The 18011-nt window shown below is 49.1% G+C and carries 16 protein-coding genes; 9 read left to right on the forward strand and 7 right to left on the reverse strand.

Annotated features, from left to right (window positions below):
• Positions 1 to 189: 189 nt before the first annotated feature.
• Together parE and F905_RS11500 are read right to left on the reverse strand one after the other, a co-directional pair.
• On the reverse strand, positions 190 to 2070 hold the full coding sequence (parE, locus tag F905_RS11495) for a DNA topoisomerase IV subunit B (protein ID WP_005180875.1): 1881 nt from the start codon (positions 2068 to 2070) through the stop codon (positions 190 to 192).
• 14 nt (positions 2071 to 2084) lie between these two features.
• Positions 2085 to 2669, reverse strand: a complete 585-nt coding sequence (locus F905_RS11500; RefSeq protein ID WP_005180877.1) for a YqiA/YcfP family alpha/beta fold hydrolase — start codon at positions 2667 to 2669, stop codon at positions 2085 to 2087.
• 244 nt (positions 2670 to 2913) lie between these two features.
• Between F905_RS11500 and F905_RS11505 the strand changes: the two genes are divergently transcribed.
• Positions 2914 to 4245, forward strand: a complete 1332-nt coding sequence (locus tag F905_RS11505; protein WP_005180878.1) for a PGAP1-like alpha/beta domain-containing protein — start codon at positions 2914 to 2916, stop codon at positions 4243 to 4245.
• A 69-nt stretch (positions 4246 to 4314) separates the two neighbouring features.
• Here F905_RS11505 and F905_RS11510 read toward each other — a convergent pair whose 3' ends face one another.
• Both F905_RS11510 and gshA read right to left on the reverse strand, forming a co-directional pair.
• Positions 4315 to 4845 (reverse strand): disulfide bond formation protein B, encoded by a 531-nt coding sequence (locus F905_RS11510; protein ID WP_005180879.1) that lies wholly within the window; start codon positions 4843 to 4845, stop codon positions 4315 to 4317.
• A 20-nt stretch (positions 4846 to 4865) separates the two neighbouring features.
• Positions 4866 to 6443: a glutamate--cysteine ligase gene (gene gshA, locus F905_RS11515; RefSeq protein ID WP_005180880.1), complete on the reverse strand. Its 1578-nt coding sequence runs from the start codon at positions 6441 to 6443 to the stop codon at positions 4866 to 4868.
• Positions 6444 to 6653: 210 nt separating this feature from the next.
• On the opposite strand from gshA, the gene F905_RS11520 reads away from it, so the two are divergent.
• From F905_RS11520 to F905_RS11540, 5 genes are all read left to right on the forward strand, one after another.
• On the forward strand, positions 6654 to 7193 hold the full coding sequence (locus tag F905_RS11520; RefSeq protein ID WP_005180881.1) for a DUF924 family protein: 540 nt from the start codon (positions 6654 to 6656) through the stop codon (positions 7191 to 7193).
• Between the two features lie 49 nt (positions 7194 to 7242).
• The gene (locus F905_RS11525; protein WP_005180882.1) at positions 7243 to 7797 is read left to right on the forward strand and encodes a CC0125/CC1285 family lipoprotein; all 555 of its coding nucleotides are present in this window, start codon (positions 7243 to 7245) and stop codon (positions 7795 to 7797) included.
• Positions 7798 to 7807: 10 nt separating this feature from the next.
• A complete protein-coding gene (locus tag F905_RS11530; RefSeq protein WP_005180883.1) occupies positions 7808 to 9112 on the forward strand; it encodes a DUF445 domain-containing protein in 1305 nt (434 codons plus the stop codon).
• Positions 9113 to 9199: 87 nt separating this feature from the next.
• Positions 9200 to 10354, forward strand: a complete 1155-nt coding sequence (locus tag F905_RS11535; protein ID WP_005180884.1) for a methionine aminotransferase — start codon at positions 9200 to 9202, stop codon at positions 10352 to 10354.
• Between the two features lie 113 nt (positions 10355 to 10467).
• Positions 10468 to 11835 (forward strand): MATE family efflux transporter, encoded by a 1368-nt coding sequence (locus tag F905_RS11540; protein WP_005180888.1) that lies wholly within the window; start codon positions 10468 to 10470, stop codon positions 11833 to 11835.
• A gap of 329 nt (positions 11836 to 12164) precedes the next feature.
• Here the strand turns inward: F905_RS11540 and F905_RS11545 are convergent, their stop codons facing one another.
• Positions 12165 to 13004, reverse strand: coding sequence for an SDR family NAD(P)-dependent oxidoreductase (locus F905_RS11545; RefSeq protein WP_005180891.1), 840 nt, complete (start codon positions 13002 to 13004; stop codon positions 12165 to 12167).
• A gap of 215 nt (positions 13005 to 13219) precedes the next feature.
• On the opposite strand from F905_RS11545, the gene F905_RS11550 reads away from it, so the two are divergent.
• The 3 genes from F905_RS11550 (at position 13220) to phoR (ending at position 16220) form a co-directional block, all read left to right on the forward strand.
• Positions 13220 to 13921, forward strand: coding sequence for a TetR/AcrR family transcriptional regulator (locus F905_RS11550; protein ID WP_005180893.1), 702 nt, complete (start codon positions 13220 to 13222; stop codon positions 13919 to 13921).
• A gap of 223 nt (positions 13922 to 14144) precedes the next feature.
• Positions 14145 to 14855 carry a phosphate regulon transcriptional regulator PhoB gene (phoB, locus tag F905_RS11555; protein ID WP_005180894.1) on the forward strand — a complete coding sequence of 237 codons (711 nt, stop codon included), beginning with the start codon at positions 14145 to 14147 and terminating at the stop codon, positions 14853 to 14855.
• Positions 14856 to 14864: 9 nt separating this feature from the next.
• Positions 14865 to 16220: a phosphate regulon sensor histidine kinase PhoR gene (phoR, locus tag F905_RS11560; RefSeq protein ID WP_005180896.1), complete on the forward strand. Its 1356-nt coding sequence runs from the start codon at positions 14865 to 14867 to the stop codon at positions 16218 to 16220.
• Between the two features lie 61 nt (positions 16221 to 16281).
• Here the strand turns inward: phoR and asd are convergent, their stop codons facing one another.
• A complete protein-coding gene (asd, locus tag F905_RS11565; protein ID WP_005180897.1) occupies positions 16282 to 17133 on the reverse strand; it encodes an archaetidylserine decarboxylase in 852 nt (283 codons plus the stop codon).
• Entirely contained in the window at positions 17130 to 17972 is an 843-nt protein-coding gene (locus F905_RS11570) for a sulfurtransferase (protein WP_005180899.1), read from the reverse strand. The genes asd and F905_RS11570 overlap by 4 nt, the downstream gene beginning before the upstream one ends.
• Between the last annotated feature and the right edge of the window lie 39 nt (positions 17973 to 18011).

Consider the following 18011-nt stretch of genomic DNA (forward strand, 5'->3'; position numbering starts at 1 on the left):
ACCACATACACCCAAGCAGAGTGCGCTCTAGAGTTTTTAGAGATATTGAAGGCTAAGGAGGCGCAAAAGTGAACAAAAAAAGTGCAACCCTATCCAGCCGGATTGCCTCATTTTGGAGAAAAAATCAGCGACATAAAAAAACCTGCACCAAGACGGGCAGGTTTTCTAAAATGATGAAATTTTAGGGTTTTAAACCACCAGATCGGCCAGATTGCCTTTTTGCTCTAGCCACTGCTTCCGGTCTGCGGAGCGTTTTTTGGCCAGCAGTTTATCCAGCAAACCGGCAGTGACATGAATATCATCCAGATCCAGTTGCACCAGACGGCGTGTATCCGGGTCCATGGTGGTTTCACGCAGCTGGCTGGCGTTCATTTCACCCAAGCCTTTAAAGCGGGTGATTTGCGGATTTTTGCTTTTGCATTTATTTAAAATGCCGTTGAGCTCATCTTCATCCAGTGCGTAATGTACATCTTTATTGTCATCAATCCGGAATAATGGCGGCATGGCCACAAATAAATGCCCTTCTTCTACCAAAGCCGGGAAATGTTTGACAAAAAGCGCACAGAGCAAGGTGGCAATATGCAGACCATCGGAGTCGGCATCGGCCAGAATACAGATTTTGCCATAACGCAGTTCAGACAAGTCATCTGAACCCGGATCAACCCCAATCGCAATGGCAATATCATGCACTTCCTGAGAGCCCAGCACCTCATCAGAAGACACTTCCCAGGTATTTAAAATTTTACCGCGAATCGGCATGATGGCCTGGAAATTCTTGTCACGTGCCTGCTTGGCCGAACCGCCCGCAGAATCCCCTTCGACAATAAACAGTTCCGATTCTTCACGGGTCAGACCGACACAGTCGGCCAGCTTGCCTGGCAGAGCCGGACCCGACACAATCTTTTTACGCTCGACTTTTTTGGCTGCTTTTAAACGGCGACCGGCCTTGGAGATGGCCATTTCTGCCAGTTGCAGCGCTATATCTGAATTCTGATGCAGCCATAAGGCAAAGGCATCTTTGGCAATATTCTGCACAATTCCGGACGCTTCACGGCTCGACAGACGCTCTTTGGTCTGACCGGAGAATTGTGGCTCCTGGAATTTTAGCGACAGGATATAGTTCACTCCATCCCAGACATCTTCGGCCGAGAGTTTCAAGTTACGCGGCAACAGGTTACGCAGCTCACAGAACTCGCGCATGGCATCGGTGATACCGGAACGCAAACCATTGACATGGGTACCGCCCTGCGCGGTCGGAATCAGGTTGACGTAAGATTCCTGAATGCTTTCACCGCCTTCAACATTCCAGCAAATCGCAAACTCTGCGCTGGCGCGTTCTGCATTGCCTGAAGAGACAAAGGCCGGCGCCGGAATAATCTCGCGGTCTTCCAGTTCATCCATTAAATAATCGACCAGGCCATTTTCAAACTGCCAGGTGATTTTTTCATCATTAATCTGGTCGATATAATTGATTTGCAGGCCAGCCGCCAAAACCGCTTTGGCTTTTAAATTATGTTTTAAGGCTTTTAAGGCAAATTTTGGCGAATCGAAATATTTGGCTTCCGGCCAGAAACGCACCAAGGTGCCTGACGCACGTTTTGGCGCTTTACCTTCCAGCACTTCTAGTGGTCCAGTGGCTTCGCCCTGCTCAAAAGCCATTTTGTAGAGATTGCCCTGACGCTGTACATCGACTTCTACCCGGGTCGACAAGGCATTTACCACAGAAATCCCGACCCCGTGCAGACCACCGGAAAACTGGTAGTTATCGGTACTGAACTTGCCGCCGGCATGCAGCTTGGTCAGAATAATTTCAATTCCGCTCTGGCCATATTCCGGGTGAATATCCACCGGCATCCCGCGGCCATTGTCTTCTACTGCCAGCGAGCCATCTTTATACACGGTCACGCTAACTTTGGTGGCGTGTCCGGCCAGTGCCTCATCGACAGCATTATCAATCACTTCCTGCGCCAAATGGTTCGGACGCGAGGTGTCGGTATACATACCCGGACGGCGACGGACCGGATCGAGACCAGATAAAACTTCAAGAGATTGAGCCGTATATTGAGACACGTTGTACTGTTTCCTTATTTTAGGGAATCCGATAAAAACTGCAGCAGCATAGGTATTTTTAGCGCAAAGTTGTCCATCCCATGATTGCCGCGGGTTTCGGTCATGATCAGAGAGCTATGCTGGGCCTGGCTATAATAACGCTGTGCGTCACGATAATCCAAAACTTCATCGCCTTGCTGCAATAACACTAAAATTTTGTCTGCCTTTTCAACAAAAGGCACTGCCATCTGTTCCAGTTGCTGTAAATGTAGCCGCTCCAGCGTCCAGTGTTCATGCACTTTTAGCGGAATCTGTGCATCGCCGAACAGTTCCTGAAACAACTGCCATGGTCGCATAGCCGGATTAATCAGCACAGCCGGAACCGCATAGCGTGCGACCAGTTGTGTCGCATAGAAGCCACCCAGACTGCTGCCGACCAGCGCTACCTGATCCAGCTGCTCAATCAGTGCAGATAAGTGCTGCATTACCTCGCGTGGCGGCGCATTCAGATCGGGCAGATGCACCTGAATGTCACTCCGCTGTGCCAGCGCTTGCCGCAACAGCTGGCCTTTGGCAGAAAAGGGATTGCTCCTGAAACCATGCAAATAAATTAAATTCATTGTGCTAATCGGATGTTATCCATGTTCATTGTTGTATTTACTTTTTTGAGACTTTGATCACATTCATGTTTTAATTTGTATGTCACAAATAATTGTTAGACAAAAAAATTAAAACTGGAGCGTCATCCTCGCTATTGTAAAAGTTGTTCGGGATGAATGATATAAAATTAAGCTTAGAAATTTATACCGTGAAGCCAACGAAAAAGAAAGTAGCCGCGACACTATTGTTAGGGGGCAGTAGCACATGCCAAGTTTAACACCATTGCATGAAACTTATTGTAAATGGGACACCACACCGCCCAGCCAGGCCGATTTACTGGAAGGTCTGGCGCAGCTGTTGAGTATGCCGGTGCATCAGGTGGTCAAAGAGCTGGTGCAGACCATTCAGCGTGAGGTCTTGCCGAGCCTGTTTGGCATGAGTGAACAGCACTCCCGAAAATTTCAGAATATGTCGCCCATTCGCAAGCTGTACAGCCTGTCCTTTGATACCTTGCAAAACTATAGCAACTACCTGCTGGCGCCCAGTCTGCGTCAGGTAATTGATCGTTTTCCGCGCCTGCATGACAAGCCGCTGACACCGTATATGCATGTGCTGGTCGGTATTTTAAATGGGGTGCTGGGTGATTATTTGCTGAATCAGCAAAATCCGCTGGCACTGCCAATGACCATTTATGACCACTACGGCAGTGTGCAAAAAGGCGAGCTGACCGGACAGGTGATTCTGTTTGTGCATGGCCTGTGTATGAACCATCTGGACTGGTCACATCAGCAATATGGTGGTATTGGCGAAAAACTGCTGGCACAGCGCCAGCGCAACACCATGCTGTATTTAAATTACAATACCGGACGGCGTATTTCCGCCAATGGTCACAGTCTGGCCAATACCCTGGAAGATCTGATTCAGCGCCATCCGAATATCACCAGCATCAGCCTGATTGGACATAGCATGGGCGGGCTGGTGTCACGCAGTGCCCTGTTTTATGGCAAGCAGGATTTACATGAGTGGATTCATATGGTCGATAACCTGGTCTGTCTGGGTTCGCCGCATCATGGTGCAGCGCTGGAGCGTTTCGGCTTTCACTTGCAGGACAAACTGGGGCGTTTCCCGTTTATGAAAATTGTCGGGCATGTGGTGAATATCCGCAGTAACGGCATTCTGGATTTACGTTATGGCAGCGTGCGCGATGATGACTGGGAACACAATGAAGCGCGAATTGGTGAAATTGATGATAACCGCAAACCGGCGCCGTTTCCCTCGCATATCAATGCCTTTTTGGTGGCCGGCACCATTGAATATGAAAACAAGCGCAACCGCACCCGCAAAGTGATTGGCGATTATCTGGTCAGTGTCAAAAGTGCGCTGGGTGAACATCCGAACCCGCGTTTTCAGCTCAAACTGCCAGAATCGCATAAGGCGGTATTTTATGGTCTAAATCATATGGAAATTCAGTACCATTCCAGCGTGGCCGAGCAGATTGTGAAATGGTTTTATCCGGAAAATGATGACCGGGTCAATGAACAGGTACGTGAATATATTGTCAATTTAGAAAGTATTGAAGGCATTGCCCTGACTTAAAAATTGATGCGCTACAATTAAAACAGGAGGGTCATCGCCCTCCTGTTTGTTATTGATCTGGAGACAATATTATTTCTTTTTTACCGGCTTGGTTTTGGCCGCAGTATAGGGATAGGTACGGATTAACTGCCAGATACTAATAATCGTTAGCACAATAAAGAACACTAACGACCAGACCGGCAAGGATTGACCCAGAAAAGTCCAGTCAATCACTGCACATTCACCAGAACCGGACAGCACCTGTTGCAGCACGGCTTTCATTGGCAAGGCATCGACCAGATAATCCAGCCCCGGACCACAGCTTGGCACCTGATCTGGCGGCAGGTTTTGCAGCCAGACATGCCGTGCGGCAACACCGGCCGACCATAAAATGCTTAAGCTGCCCAAAAAGGCATACAGTCGTTTAAACGCCCCCGAAAGCGGGTTGTGGAGCAGCGCGATCAGGGAAATGATTCCCAGGCCAATCAGGCCGACACGCTGGAAAACACATAATGGACACGGCGCCAGACCTTGCACATGCTCAAGATACAGGGCGAAGACCATCCCCACCACACTGGCACAAAACAAAACACCACTCACGAAGCGATAACTCCATTGCATGGTCAATCCTCTTTCTATTTTTATCGGTACTGAGTCAGAAACTGCTCAAAACTCAAGGTCTGTTCCTGCTCAAGTTGCTGTTGTTGTTGCAATGATTGCTGGGCCATTTCTTCAAAATAGGCCAGCGTTTCCGGGCTTAATACATGCGCCTGATAGACGTCAGCATGTTGCTGCGCCATATGGCTGCCAAAATTCCAGGTGCCGCCCTGATGTAAGGTATCTTCAATCACCTGCGCGGATAGCGTCGCATCGACTTCATCAATCCGGCCGAGCATGGTCGCCAGACCCTGACTATATAGCGTGGTGGCATAGGCCTGATCCAGCAGTTCAGCCAAAGGCTGCATGGCCTGAGCATGACTACGGCTCCAGTCTTCAATCGGATAGGACTGGCCATCTGCTAAAATGGTGGCATTTGGCGCACGGCCACGATTCACGACTTCGGCCTGATTGCGCTCAATAATGTCCTGTTCATCATCCAATAACGCCGGACTGTCTTTGAGCAGACAGTACAATGCCAGCACTTCCAGGAAGCCGGCGGTGTGTTCATCAATCCCGATAGGGCTATACGGATTGACATCGACTGCGCGTAACTCCACATAGCCAACACCCCGATTGGCCAGCGCCTGCGATGGGGTTTCACCCGCCTGAGGCACCTGTTTCGGACGCACCAGACTGTAGTATTCGTTTTCAATTTGCAGCACGTGATCATTGATCTGAATCGGCTCACCCTGTGCATCATTCAGGCCCAAACGGCTAAATGGCTGATACGGGGTTTTGACGGCTTTTTGCAGACCCTCTAAATAACCACTCAGGTTGTTATAGTGAATCCCGAGCTGTTTTTGCGCCGAATTCTGATAACCAAAACGGCCCATGCGCAAGGCGGTGGCATACGGCAGGAACAGCGTGCCGCGAACCAGTGGCAGCAAATGATGTTCACGGCCGGTCATAAAACACTGACACACCGATGGACTGGCACCGACCACCAGCATCACCAGTGGGGTCAGGCGAATAAAATTACGGATTAAACCGAAATAGCGATGGCTGCGATAATCCTGCAGGCTCAGATTTTTGAGTGCCTCATCGCTTTCTTGTTGTTGCAGCGCTTCAAATAAGGCATCCGGGAAAGACAGATTATAATGCACCCCGGAAATGGTCTGCATCCGGCGTCCATAGCGTACCCCCAAACCATGACGGTATAAGGTCTTGAAACGGCCAATATTGGAGCTGCCATATTGCGCCAGCGGAATGCGTTCTTCGGCATCATCCAGCATACACGGCATTGACAGTGGCCAGAGTTTTTCTTCATGTTCCAGCTGACGATACACAACGGCATGAATATCGCTTAAATAATTCAGTGCACCCGGAATACTGTCCTGCGGCGGAGTAATAAACTCCATTAATGCTTCGGAATAATCGGTGGTGATATGCGGATGAGTCAGTGCCGAACCCAAGCCCTTCGGATGGGCTGCCTGAGAGAGAAATCCATTGCTTTGCATACGCAGGCTTTCACGCTCAATACCGCGCAACATGCCGCGCAGTAGCGAAGAATCCACCCAAGTCGTTAAAGTATCTTGAGAGGTCGATTCGGGTTGACTCATTACAATCTCGCTTATCGCAAAAAACTACTAAAGAAAATCATCGGTTTATATCAGTATAACGCGATTTAGTGCCGGCACATTACATCCTGTATAGTTTTCAAACAAACCCACAACTTTATTTTTGGCAATTTTTTATCACAAAGTTGCTCTATAAGACATGTGAAATTTGTGATTTTATAATCAAAAGAACAGAGGTAAATAATAAAGCGTATGAATTATCAGGATTTTTTAGATTTTTGGTTTTCTCCTGCTGCGGAACCGAACTGGTTTGTCAAAAGCGCAGAGTTTGATGCCGTGCTTGCAGAAAAATTTACCGATGTACTGCAACAAGCGGCACAAGGAGAACTATGGACATGGCGCGAAACACCCGCAGGTCGTTTGGCTGAAATCATTGTTTTAGATCAATTATCACGTAATTTATACCGTAATGACCCGCGTGCCTTTGCCCAAGATGGAATGGCCTTGGTGTTGGCACAAGAAATGATTCACTTAAAATTGGATCAGGACTTAAACCCAACCGAACGTCGTTTTCTATATATGCCGTTTATGCACAGTGAATCCAAACGTATTCACGAAGTCGCATTAACGTTGTTTGAAAGTTTGAATGACCCCACCGTGTTGGGCTATGAACTGAAACATAAAGTGATTATTGAGCGCTTTGGCCGTTATCCACATCGCAATCAAATATTGGGACGCCAATCAAGCGCAGAAGAATTGGAGTTCCTGACCCAACCGAACAGCAGTTTTTAATTAAAACGCGGTTCATTCTCCCCTTGCAGTATCTTCACAGGAGAACAGCATGAAACATCTAATTCTTGGTTTAGGCCTCGGGCTCAGTCTGCTGCTGGGCGGCTGTGCCACCACACCATCCAAGCCGCTGACCTTTGACCAGCTGGGTCAATATTCGGTGACGCCGCTGAACAGCCAGACCTATCGCATCAGTTTTCAGGCCCGTCCCAACATGAGCTTTGGCACCGCCGAAGAAATTACCCTGGTCAAAGCTGCGCAAACCACGCTGCAACAGGGCCATACCTTCTTTAAAGTGCTGGATGATCCAAGTAACCGCAGCCAGCAGCCACCGCGTCAGGCTGTGGTCTATCCGGCACCGAGCTTTTATCCTTATGGCTATTATCGTCGCCATCCGGCTTTCTGGCCTGACCCATTTTATGACTACCCGCAGGTCATTAATGTTGACCCGATTCAGGTTTCCTATACGATTCAATGTTATAAAGATCAAAAAAGCGCCCCAAGTGATGCCTTTGATGCTCGCCTGATCTTGCAGTCACTGGGTGGAAAATACGGGCTCAGTCCAGGCGGTCAGGTGTTACAGCCACCGGTAGCCACTTCAAACTAGGGAAACATGCATGCAGACAGCGCCAGCACCGACTTCTCCAAACCTGCAACGCAGCAAGCGTTTTGCCACCATGGCCCTGATCACGGCCGTGCTGGCCTGGATCTGTTTAATGGTGCTGGCCAAACTGCTGCCCGACTATATCTGGCTGATTCATATTCTGATGCTGTCGGCTGAAGCTGGCGTGGTCGGCGGGCTGGCTGACTGGTATGCGATTACTGTGCTGTTTCGTAATCCCTTTGGCCGGCTGCCCATTCCCAAGTTTCTGCGGGACCATACTGAAATTATTCCGCGCAACAAAGACCGTATTGCCGAATCGATGGGACGTTTTGTTCAGGAAAATTTCCTGTCACCGCAAATTGTACAGCGCAGCCTGCACAATACCGATGTATCGCTGGCCGTGGGTAAATGGCTGGCCAATCCACAGAACAACCAGCAGGTCAGCCAGCTGATTCAACAGACCGTACCGAAGATTTTTGAATTTGTCGGGCAGAAACAGATTGGCCGCTTTATCCAGAACAACAGCGTGCAATGGGTCAAAAATACTGACATCAATTATCTGGCCAGTGAAATGCTGCGCGCGGTGCTGGAAAATGATTTCCATCAGGATGTACTGCAACGCGGGCTGGATCTGGCACATGACTGGATGCTGCAACATCCGGAAGAAACCCGCGAGCTGACCCGCACCCTGTTTAAAGAACTGGGCGTGTGGCGTCTGGCCAGAGGTGCCAGCTGGATTGGTATTGATGTACAGCAGCGCACCATCGACTCTTTACTGGAACGGGTCGATTCAATGCTGGCCGATCCCGATCATCCGTGGCGACAAAAAGTGGAAGATATGGCACATCAGCTGATGCAACAGCTGGCCGATCAGGACAGTGCCGCCAGCCAACGCCTGAACCAGACCAAAAATGCCTTGCTGGACAGTCCGCAAGTGCTGAATTTTATTAGCGGTGCAGTGGTGATTCTGTGTGATGCAATCCGGGCAGATCTGGAAAAACCCGATTCCGGTATTGCGGAAAACCTGCGCGTGGCCATTCAGCAGGTCGGTGAGAACATTATCAGTAACGGCGCCGTGCGCCAGTTGCTAAATGACAAAATGAGCGGCATCGCCGTCAATCTCTCTGACCAGTACAGTGAAAAAGTGATCCGTTTTATTAGTGAGCGGATTCATGAATGGGATTCACGCGAGATGATTGGCAAAATTGAAAACGAAGTCGGCGGCGACCTGCATATGATCCGGGTCAATGGCGTGGTGGTGGGGGCCTTTATTGGTCTGGCACTGGGGATTATCCGGGCGCTGGTCGAATTGATTTAATTCAGTTTTTTCGCCCACTGCTTCAATTGCTGGCGGATGGCGGCTTATCATGCGATGTACATAATACAATAACGGTAGTCAATGGTCATGCTTGAACTTCAATCTAAACTTCCTGCGCTTGGTGTGACCATTTTTAGTGTCATGACCACCCTGGCCCAGCGCCTGAATGCCCTGAATGTGTCACAGGGTTTCCCCGATTTTCCGGCCCCACCGGCCCTGTTGGAGGCCCTGTGTCAGGCGACACGAGAGGGCCAGAACCAGTATCCACCCGGCGATGGGCTGTTATTGCTCAGAGAACAGCTGGCCAGGCAAAAGCAGCAACAGACCGGCCGTTCGTTTGATCCTCACACCGAAATCAGCATTACCGCCGGCGCGACCATTGCCATTTTCTGTGCCATTCAGGCAGTAGTGCAGGCCGGGGATGAAGTGATTATTTTTGATCCCAGCTATGACAGTTATGCACCCACCGTGCAACTGGCCGGCGGGAAAGCTATCCATCTGGCCTTGCAGCCGCCCCATTTTCAGGTCGACTGGAATCAGGTCAAAGATGCCATTCATGATCGTACCCGCATGATCATCGTCAATACTCCGCATAACCCGAGCGGTACGCTGTGGTCAGCCGCGGACTGGCAGACCCTGATTGAGCTGATTCAGGATCGCAATATTGTCGTACTGTCCGATGAGGTCTATGAACATCTGGTCTATGACGGCCAGCAGCATTATTCAGCGCTTGATTTTCCGGCCCTGCACGAGCGCAGTTTTGTGATTGGTTCTTTTGGTAAAACTTTTCATGTCACCGGCTGGAAAACCGGTTATTGCATGGCTTCACCGGCTTTGATGCAGTTGTTCCGGCAGGTTTATCAGTTTGCCAATTTCTGTGGTGTGACCCCGGTGCAAGTCGCGCTGGCACAATTTATGCAACAGCATCCGGAACATATTGCTGAACTGGCCGCGTTCTATCAGGCCAAACGCGACCGCTTTCAGGCCGGTATCCAGCACTCCCGTTTTCAGTGGATTCCCGCGCAAGGCACCTATTTCCAGAATCTGGACTATCGCGCCATCCGCCCGGATTTAAATGATCTGCAGATGTGCCAGTATCTGGCCGAGCAGCACAAGATTGTGGCGATTCCGATTTCTGCTTTTTATCAGACCCCGCCGGATGATTTACGCCTGATTCGGGTCTGTTTTGCCAAAAAAGATGAAACGCTGGATCGGGCCGCAGAAATTTTCTCGGCCTGTTAACACGAGTACGTAAGATCAGCTAAGTTACGCAATTGCTAAGGCTTTTTGCTACAGGCTCATGCTAGGGTAAAGCCATTCATACACACGATCATAAACTGGTTACAGGATTGCTCATGCCGCAGCATCAACCTTTGGTGAATCAACACAAGCTCTGGAAAACCTTCCTGATTTTCCTGCTGCCGCTGATTGCCACCAATATTCTGCAAAACCTGTCTGGCACCATCAACACCGTCTTTGTTGGCCAGATGATGGGTGTCGATGCCATTGCAGCGGTGGCGGTATTCTTCCCGATTCTGTTCTGTTTGATGGCCTTTGTGATCGGGCTTTCCGCCGGTTCAACCGTGCTGGTCGGGCAGGCCTGGGGTGCGCAGAATATTGAAAAAGTACGCTGTGTGGTCGGCTCGACCCTGTTTATGACCCTGATTGGCGGCACCATCATTGCCATTTTAGGCGTGATTTTCGCCAAATCCATTCTGCTGGCGCTCGGTACCGATCCGCAGGTGATGCATCTGTCGTTGCCCTATGTGCAATGGATGCTGGCCGGTAGCCCGCTGCTGTTTGTCTATATTATTTACACCTCCATTTTACGCGGCGTGGGCGACAGTATTACCCCCTTAATTGCCTTAGGCATGACCAGCCTGATCGGGCTGTTTATTACCCCGGTGCTGATTGCCGGCTATTTTGGTTTTCCGCGTCTGGGGATTATTGCCCCGGCTATCGCCACCATTATTGGTTATCTGGCGGTGCTGATTTTTCTGGCGGTGTATCTGAACAAGAAAAACCATCCGCTACGACCGGATTGGCAATTGCTGAAAAATATTCGCCATCAACCGATCTTGAGCAAGATTATTTTACGTTTGGGTATTCCGACCGGCATTCAGATGGTGACCACGTCGGTGGCGGGGCTGGTGATTGTCGGGCTGGTCAACCGTTATGGCGCTGAAGCCACAGCGGCCTATGGTGCGGTGAATCAGGTGCTGAACTATATTCAGTTCCCGGCGCTGTCGATTGCCATTGCCGCCTCTATTTTTGGTGCGCAGGCGATTGGGGCTGGCAAGTCCGATTTACTGGCCAAAGTCACCCGTACTGCTTTGGGCATGAACCTGATGATTACCGGGATGCTAGTGGTGCTGGCCTATTTATTCTCGAAATATTTAATGGCGCTGTTTATTACCGACCCGCAGGTGGTCGAGCTGGGCCAGCAGCTGCTGTTTATTGTATTGTGGTCAATTTTGTTCTTTGGGGCCAGTGCCATTTTCGCTTCGATTATGCGCGCCAGCGGGACTGTCACGGTGCCAATGATTATTAATGTGCTGGCAATTTTGCTGATTGAAGTGCCGTGTGCTTATCTGTTCAGTCAGTGGTGGGGATTACAAGGCATCTGGTATGCCTATGCGCTGGCCTTTGTCAGTCTGTGTATTTTACAAGGCCTGTATTATCAGTTTGTCTGGAAGAAAAAGACCATTGAGGTGTTAATTTGACGGCAGGAGATAGCGCCTGATTAATTTCCTGAATCACCGCTTGCGCTAATTGCGAAGATAATTGAATACCCTGAATCTCAGCGCCAATACGGCCATTAATCGGTTTGACCTGAATATGTTGATAGTCATAGCTCATATTAAATTTCCTTCATTTCTCTTTTGATGTTTTTAAAGGTTTCCACTCGGGATGAGCTGATGATGTCAAAACGGCTTATTCAAATCTGTCAAAAACTTGACAGTTTTATTCTGAATTTCAGATAAATAAAAAATGAAATATGCTGAACAGCCACAAAAAAGCCCGCTTAACGCAGGCTTCTTTCAAATACAGTTTATTTACGGCCTTTGCCCAGCTGGGTCGCCACCGCCATCACCCGCTGATAGCCACTTGGGACAATCCGCTGAATTAAATCAATAGCTTTGGCATCATTGCCAATCAATAAACGGCGTTTATCTTTTAAAACCGCATCCAGAATATCGCGTGCCGCATGCTCTGCCGGATAACGCAATAATTTATTAAAAGAGCGTATCGACTTTTCTGAGTTCATACCCAGACTGCTCAGACTGTCATTCATTTTCGCGGCGTTGGCAATATTGGTCCGAATCCCACCCGGATGCACACACAGCGCACTCACGCCACAGTTCTGGATATCCAGTTCCTGACGTAACGACTCGGTATAACCACGTACTGCAAATTTGGTCGCATTATAGGCCGATTGAGTCGGCTGTGCAGTAATCCCGAACAGGCTGGAAATATTGACAATATGGCCATCGCCAGTCTGTTTGATATACGGTAAAAATTCTTTGGTGCCATGCACCACACCCCAGAAATTAATCCCGACAATCCACTCCAGGTCTTCATAAGAGGCACCTTCAACGGTCGATCCTAAGGCCACCCCGGCATTGTTAAAAATCATATTGACCGAGCCATGATCCTGCACGGTCTGTTCAGCCCAGTGCTTCATGGCCGCCCGATCTGCCACATCCACCTGTTCCGTAGTCACTCGCACGTTATAATCACTTAGCAAGGCTTTGGTTTTAGCCAGGCCTTCTTCATTGACATCACTTAAAGACAAATGACAGCCCTGCTGGGCCAATAAGACGGCCAGCTGCTGGCCAATGCCTGAACCTGCTCCGGTAATCGCCGCGACTTTATTTTTAAAATTTTTCATTCCGCTTCCTTTTTATGGATGGTCTTGCTGCGTCCCTTAGGCACGGCAACGCACTTCAATTTCACCACTCAAATATAATTTTGACAATAATCATTGTCAACACAAAAGCCCGCAGATTTCTGTCTGCTGCGTTCAAATCTGAGTGCCAAACTTCGCACTTAGAGCAAAATCTTGTTAATCTATAGCAATATAGGATGTGAACTGGCCTTTTTACTATGACCGAAGCACAACACCCCGCTCCCCCAAATGCGCAGAATACCCAAAATAAAGAGCGCCAATTTAAAGGATTATCGCTGAGCGAGCGCAAACAGCTACGCCGGGAAAAACTGATTGAAGCCGGCCTGCACGCCTATGGCACGCATGGTTTTTTTGCGGTCACGGTGAAAGATATTTGTACCGAGGCCAAACTCACCGAGCGCTATTTCTACGAATCCTTCAAAAAAAGTGAAGACCTGTTCCAGACCATTTTTTTACAGCTGATTGATGCACTGCAACACAATGTGATGCAGGCCATCATGCAGGCCTCGACCAATCCGCAAAAAATGATTGAAGCCGGTTTAACTGCCCTGCTGACTACGCTCAAAGACAACCCGCAGATGGCTCGGATTATTTATATTGATGCCATGCTGGTACAGGAACTGCACAACCAGGCCACCATTCAGGAAAGCATGGCGCGCTTTGACCGCATGATTCAGGCCTTTGTCATGCTAATGATGCCAAACCTGCAGCATTCAGAACGCGAACTGTCATTAATTGCCAGCGGCCTGAACGGTTATGTCACCCAAATTGCCATCCGCTGGGTCATGAGCGGCTTTAAGCAGTCAATGGATGAAGTGCTCAGCGCCTGTAGCGTGGTGTTCATTTCTCTGCTCGAACATTTTTCCGAAGCGGAGCCAGAAAGTAGCAAAAAAGCCTGAATCCCTGTCATCAAACTGCAAGAAAAATTAAATATTTGAATCTTTTATTTAAATTTTTTTAAATGAATTCCGGATTCAGCTCATTCTGTACAAAAAATTGTCACAAAACATTGCGAAAATAGCGCTGTCTGCCCTTTCTGCAATGATACTGTCATAATTAATCTTTGTAATAAGCCTGTCATAAATATAAACGGTTCACCGTTCACTTATAGGGTATTGCGTTGTGAAAGATGACTACATTTTAATTGTCGATGATGAACTTCCAATCCGAGAGATGATCCATACCTCATTGGATATGGCCGGCTTTCATTGCTTACAGGCTGAAGATGCCAAACAGGCGCATCAGATGATCGTCGATCAACGCCCGGCACTGATTTTGCTGGACTGGATGATGCCTGGCGGCGTCAGTGGTGTTGATTTGTGTCGTCGTTTAAAACGTGATGAAAACCTGGCAGAAATTCCGGTGATCATGCTGACTGCACGCGGTGAAGAAGACCACAAGGTTCAGGGTCTGGATGCCGGTGCCGACGACTACATGACCAAACCGTTTTCTACCCGTGAGCTGGTATCACGCATCAAAGCCGTATTGCGCCGCGCCAATGCCCTGAATGGTGAAAAAACTATTGATGCCAACGGCCTGATTCTGGATCCGGTTAGCCAGCGCGTCAGCTTTGGCGACAATATTCTGGACATGGGTCCAACCGAATATCGTCTTTTGGCCTTCTTTATGACGCATCCGGAACGTGCCTATACCCGTGCACAACTACTTGACCAGGTCTGGGGTGGCAACGTATATATTGAGGATCGTACCATTGATGTGCATATTCGTCGTTTACGCAAGGTGCTGGAGCCATTTGGCGCAGACCGCTTTGTACAAACGGTTCGTGGCACTGGATACCGTTTCTCAACCCGTGCGGATGTCGCCTTAGGTTAATTACTTTTTATGTATGAACCATACCCTGTCCCCGAACTGGCCCGTGACCACAAGAATGTCCGTTACAGCAGTTTGTGGACTTTTGCCAAACAAGATCTCCGTTTACTGATCTTTTTTTTAGTAATTGCAGGTTTTATTGGTCTCGGAATCGAACAGTTCTGGATCTGTATTTTTATTGGCTTTCTGGCGTTTTTCGCCACCCAAATGCGCTCCCTCTATCTGGTCAATGACTGGATTGCCAACCGTCCCTATGATGTTCCCCCAAATTTGCATGGCATTTGGGGGGCTTTATTATTTAATGTATACCGCTCGCAGCGTCAGGAACGTATTGTTCAGGCCGAAATGGTCGGGCTAATTGACCGTGCCCAGTCATCCTTGGTGGCCCTGGCCGAAGCGGTGGTGCTGATTGATGACAACCATCAGATTGAATGGTGGAATCCGGCAGCAGAGCGCCTGCTCGGCATTCAGCCACTGGATCATGGTCGCAATATTTTGACCATTTTGCGCCAACCGGCATTTATTGAATATTTTCATCATATTGATCAGGCGCCAGATGGCTTGAAAATCAAATCGACCGTGCTAGATGAACACTATGTACAGGTCAAAATGACCCGCTTTGGTGGCGAAAGCCGCCTGCTGGTAGCACATGACATGACCCGGATGCACAATCTGGAACAGATGCGCAAAGACTTTGTCGACAATATCTCGCACGAATTACGCACCCCGCTGACCGTACTGAGTGGCTATATTGAAACCTTTACCGACCAAGAAGACATGAATCCGCGCTGGAAACGTGCCTTTGAACAGATGCAGTCGCAAACCCGGCGTATGAATGCGCTGGTCAATGACCTGCTGCTGCTGTCGCGTCTGGAAAATGAAAAGACCATTGCCAAAAACCAGATTATTGACATGCCAAGTCTGATGAACCAGCTGTTTGATGATGCGCATGCCTACAATATTGATTATGGCCATACCCTGAATCTGGATATCGACAGTCATTGCGACCTGATTGGCTCCGATATGGAACTGGCCAGTGCCTTTAGCAATTTAATTACCAACGCCATCAAATACACCCCGAAAGGCGGCACCATTACCATTGGCTGGCATGATGATGGCGAGCATGGCTATTTTAGCGTGCAGGACACCGGCATCGGCATTGATCCGAAACACCTGCCGCGTCTAACCGAACGTTTTTATCGGGTAGATAGCGCGCGTAGCCGTCAGACCGGCGGTACCGGTTTAGGGCTGGCCATCGTCAAGCATGTCTTGATGCAGCACAATGCCCATTTAGAAGTCGAGTCCAAAGAAAATAGCGGCTCAACCTTTAAGGCCGTCTTTCCCAAAGAACGGCTGTATAGCCTTTAAACCGAATACCCATAAAAATGCCCGGATTAATCCGGGCATTTTTCATTTCAATACAAACAGCTTAGAGGCGATGACCCATGGCTTTGCCCATTTCCACCAGAGAATTGGCCTGATACTGCGCATCCCACTGCATTTTATCCTGTTCAAATAAAATCACTGCGGTAGAACCGAGATAGAAACGGCCTAATTCGGCGCCTTTTTCCAGGAACAGGTCATGCTGGTTCAGCTCCAAACGGCCCGATGGTTTGACCTTGCCGGTGGCAACCGTTTCAATACCGGCCACAATCATGGCACCCACCAGCACCACCGCCATCCGGCCCATCTCGGTATCAAACAGGCAGACCATGCGTTCATTACGGGCAAACAGTCCCGGAATATGTTCTGCTGTGGTCTGGTTCACTGAAAACAGCTCGCCCGGTACATACAGAGTTTCAGTTAAGGTACCGGCAAATGGCATATGCACCCGGTGATAATCCCGCGGTGATAAATACACAGTGGCAAACTGGCCATTTTTAAACGGCTCGGCCAGCTGTGGATCGGCAATCAGGTTTTCAACCGTAAAGTTCTGGCCTTTGGCCTGAAAAATTGCACCATCTTCAATTTTACCCAGCTGGGAAATCGCGCCATCAGCCGGAGAAACAATGCTATTCGGATCGGCATCGACCACACGCACCCCATCTTTTAAGGCACGGGTAAAGAATTCATTAAAGGATTTGAATTTCAGGGCATTGCCTTGCTCGGCAATCGACATATCAATTCCGTACTGCATTTTAAATGCCTGAATTACTGCGTTTTTCACCATCGGGTGTTCACTGGCAGCAATTTTACCCACCACACGAGACAACTGGTGCTGGGGTACCACGCGCTGGGCCTGAATAAATAATTGTTTTTTTAAACGAGATGTGAGGCTCAAGACGGCAACTCTCCGGTAATGATAGGACTGTCGAGGCGATTGCCCCATTCACTCCACGCACCTGCATACGCCCGGATTGGCCAACCCAGTAAACGGCCCAGAATATAGGCCAGACCGGAACGATGATGAGACTGGCAGTACACCACCACCGGTTGGCTTAAATCAAAGCCAAGTTGTTCCAGACGCTGCTGCGTGCGTTCTAGCGGATGCAATTTTAAATGATTTTCGCGGTCAAGGGCAGTACTCCACTCGAAATGTCGGGCGCCCGGCATGTGACCGCCGCGTCGCGCCGCCAGTCGCTGTCCGCTATATTCTTCTGCAGTGCGGCAATCCCAGAGTTGCAGTTCAGCACTTTGTACCTGCTCTAATAACGCATCATATTGAATTTGATACTGATCATTCAGCTGTACCGGCACCAAATGCTCAACCGGCGCAAAGCTCGGCAGCTCCGACGAGGTCGGCAGACCGGCCGCCAGCCAGGCATGAATCCCGCCATTGAGCAGGCTAGTGTTTTCAAAACCTAAACAATGTAAATTCCACAGCAAACGCCCGGCCCAGGCTCCGCCTTCATCGTCATAGGCCACCACATGATGCTCAGGGGAAATGTTTAAATAGCGGATCAGTTCTTCCAGGCCGTCCTGCTCCGGCAATAAACCCGAAGCATACTCTTCCTGACGCAGCAATAGTTTTGGCTTTACATGTAGCGCATGTGGAATATGCAGCTGTTCATAGACCGAGTTGCGGCTTAAATCGACAATACGTAATTTTTCACTGCCTAAATAGGGCACCAGGTCTTCGGCTTCAATCAACAGACCGAAATTGATCGTGGCATCATTCATCGTGGTTGTATGTTTTATCACTATCCTTGTCCCTGATGT

It is taken from the genome of Acinetobacter sp. CIP 53.82, assembly GCF_000369465.1.
Lineage (GTDB): Bacteria > Pseudomonadota > Gammaproteobacteria > Pseudomonadales > Moraxellaceae > Acinetobacter > Acinetobacter indicus.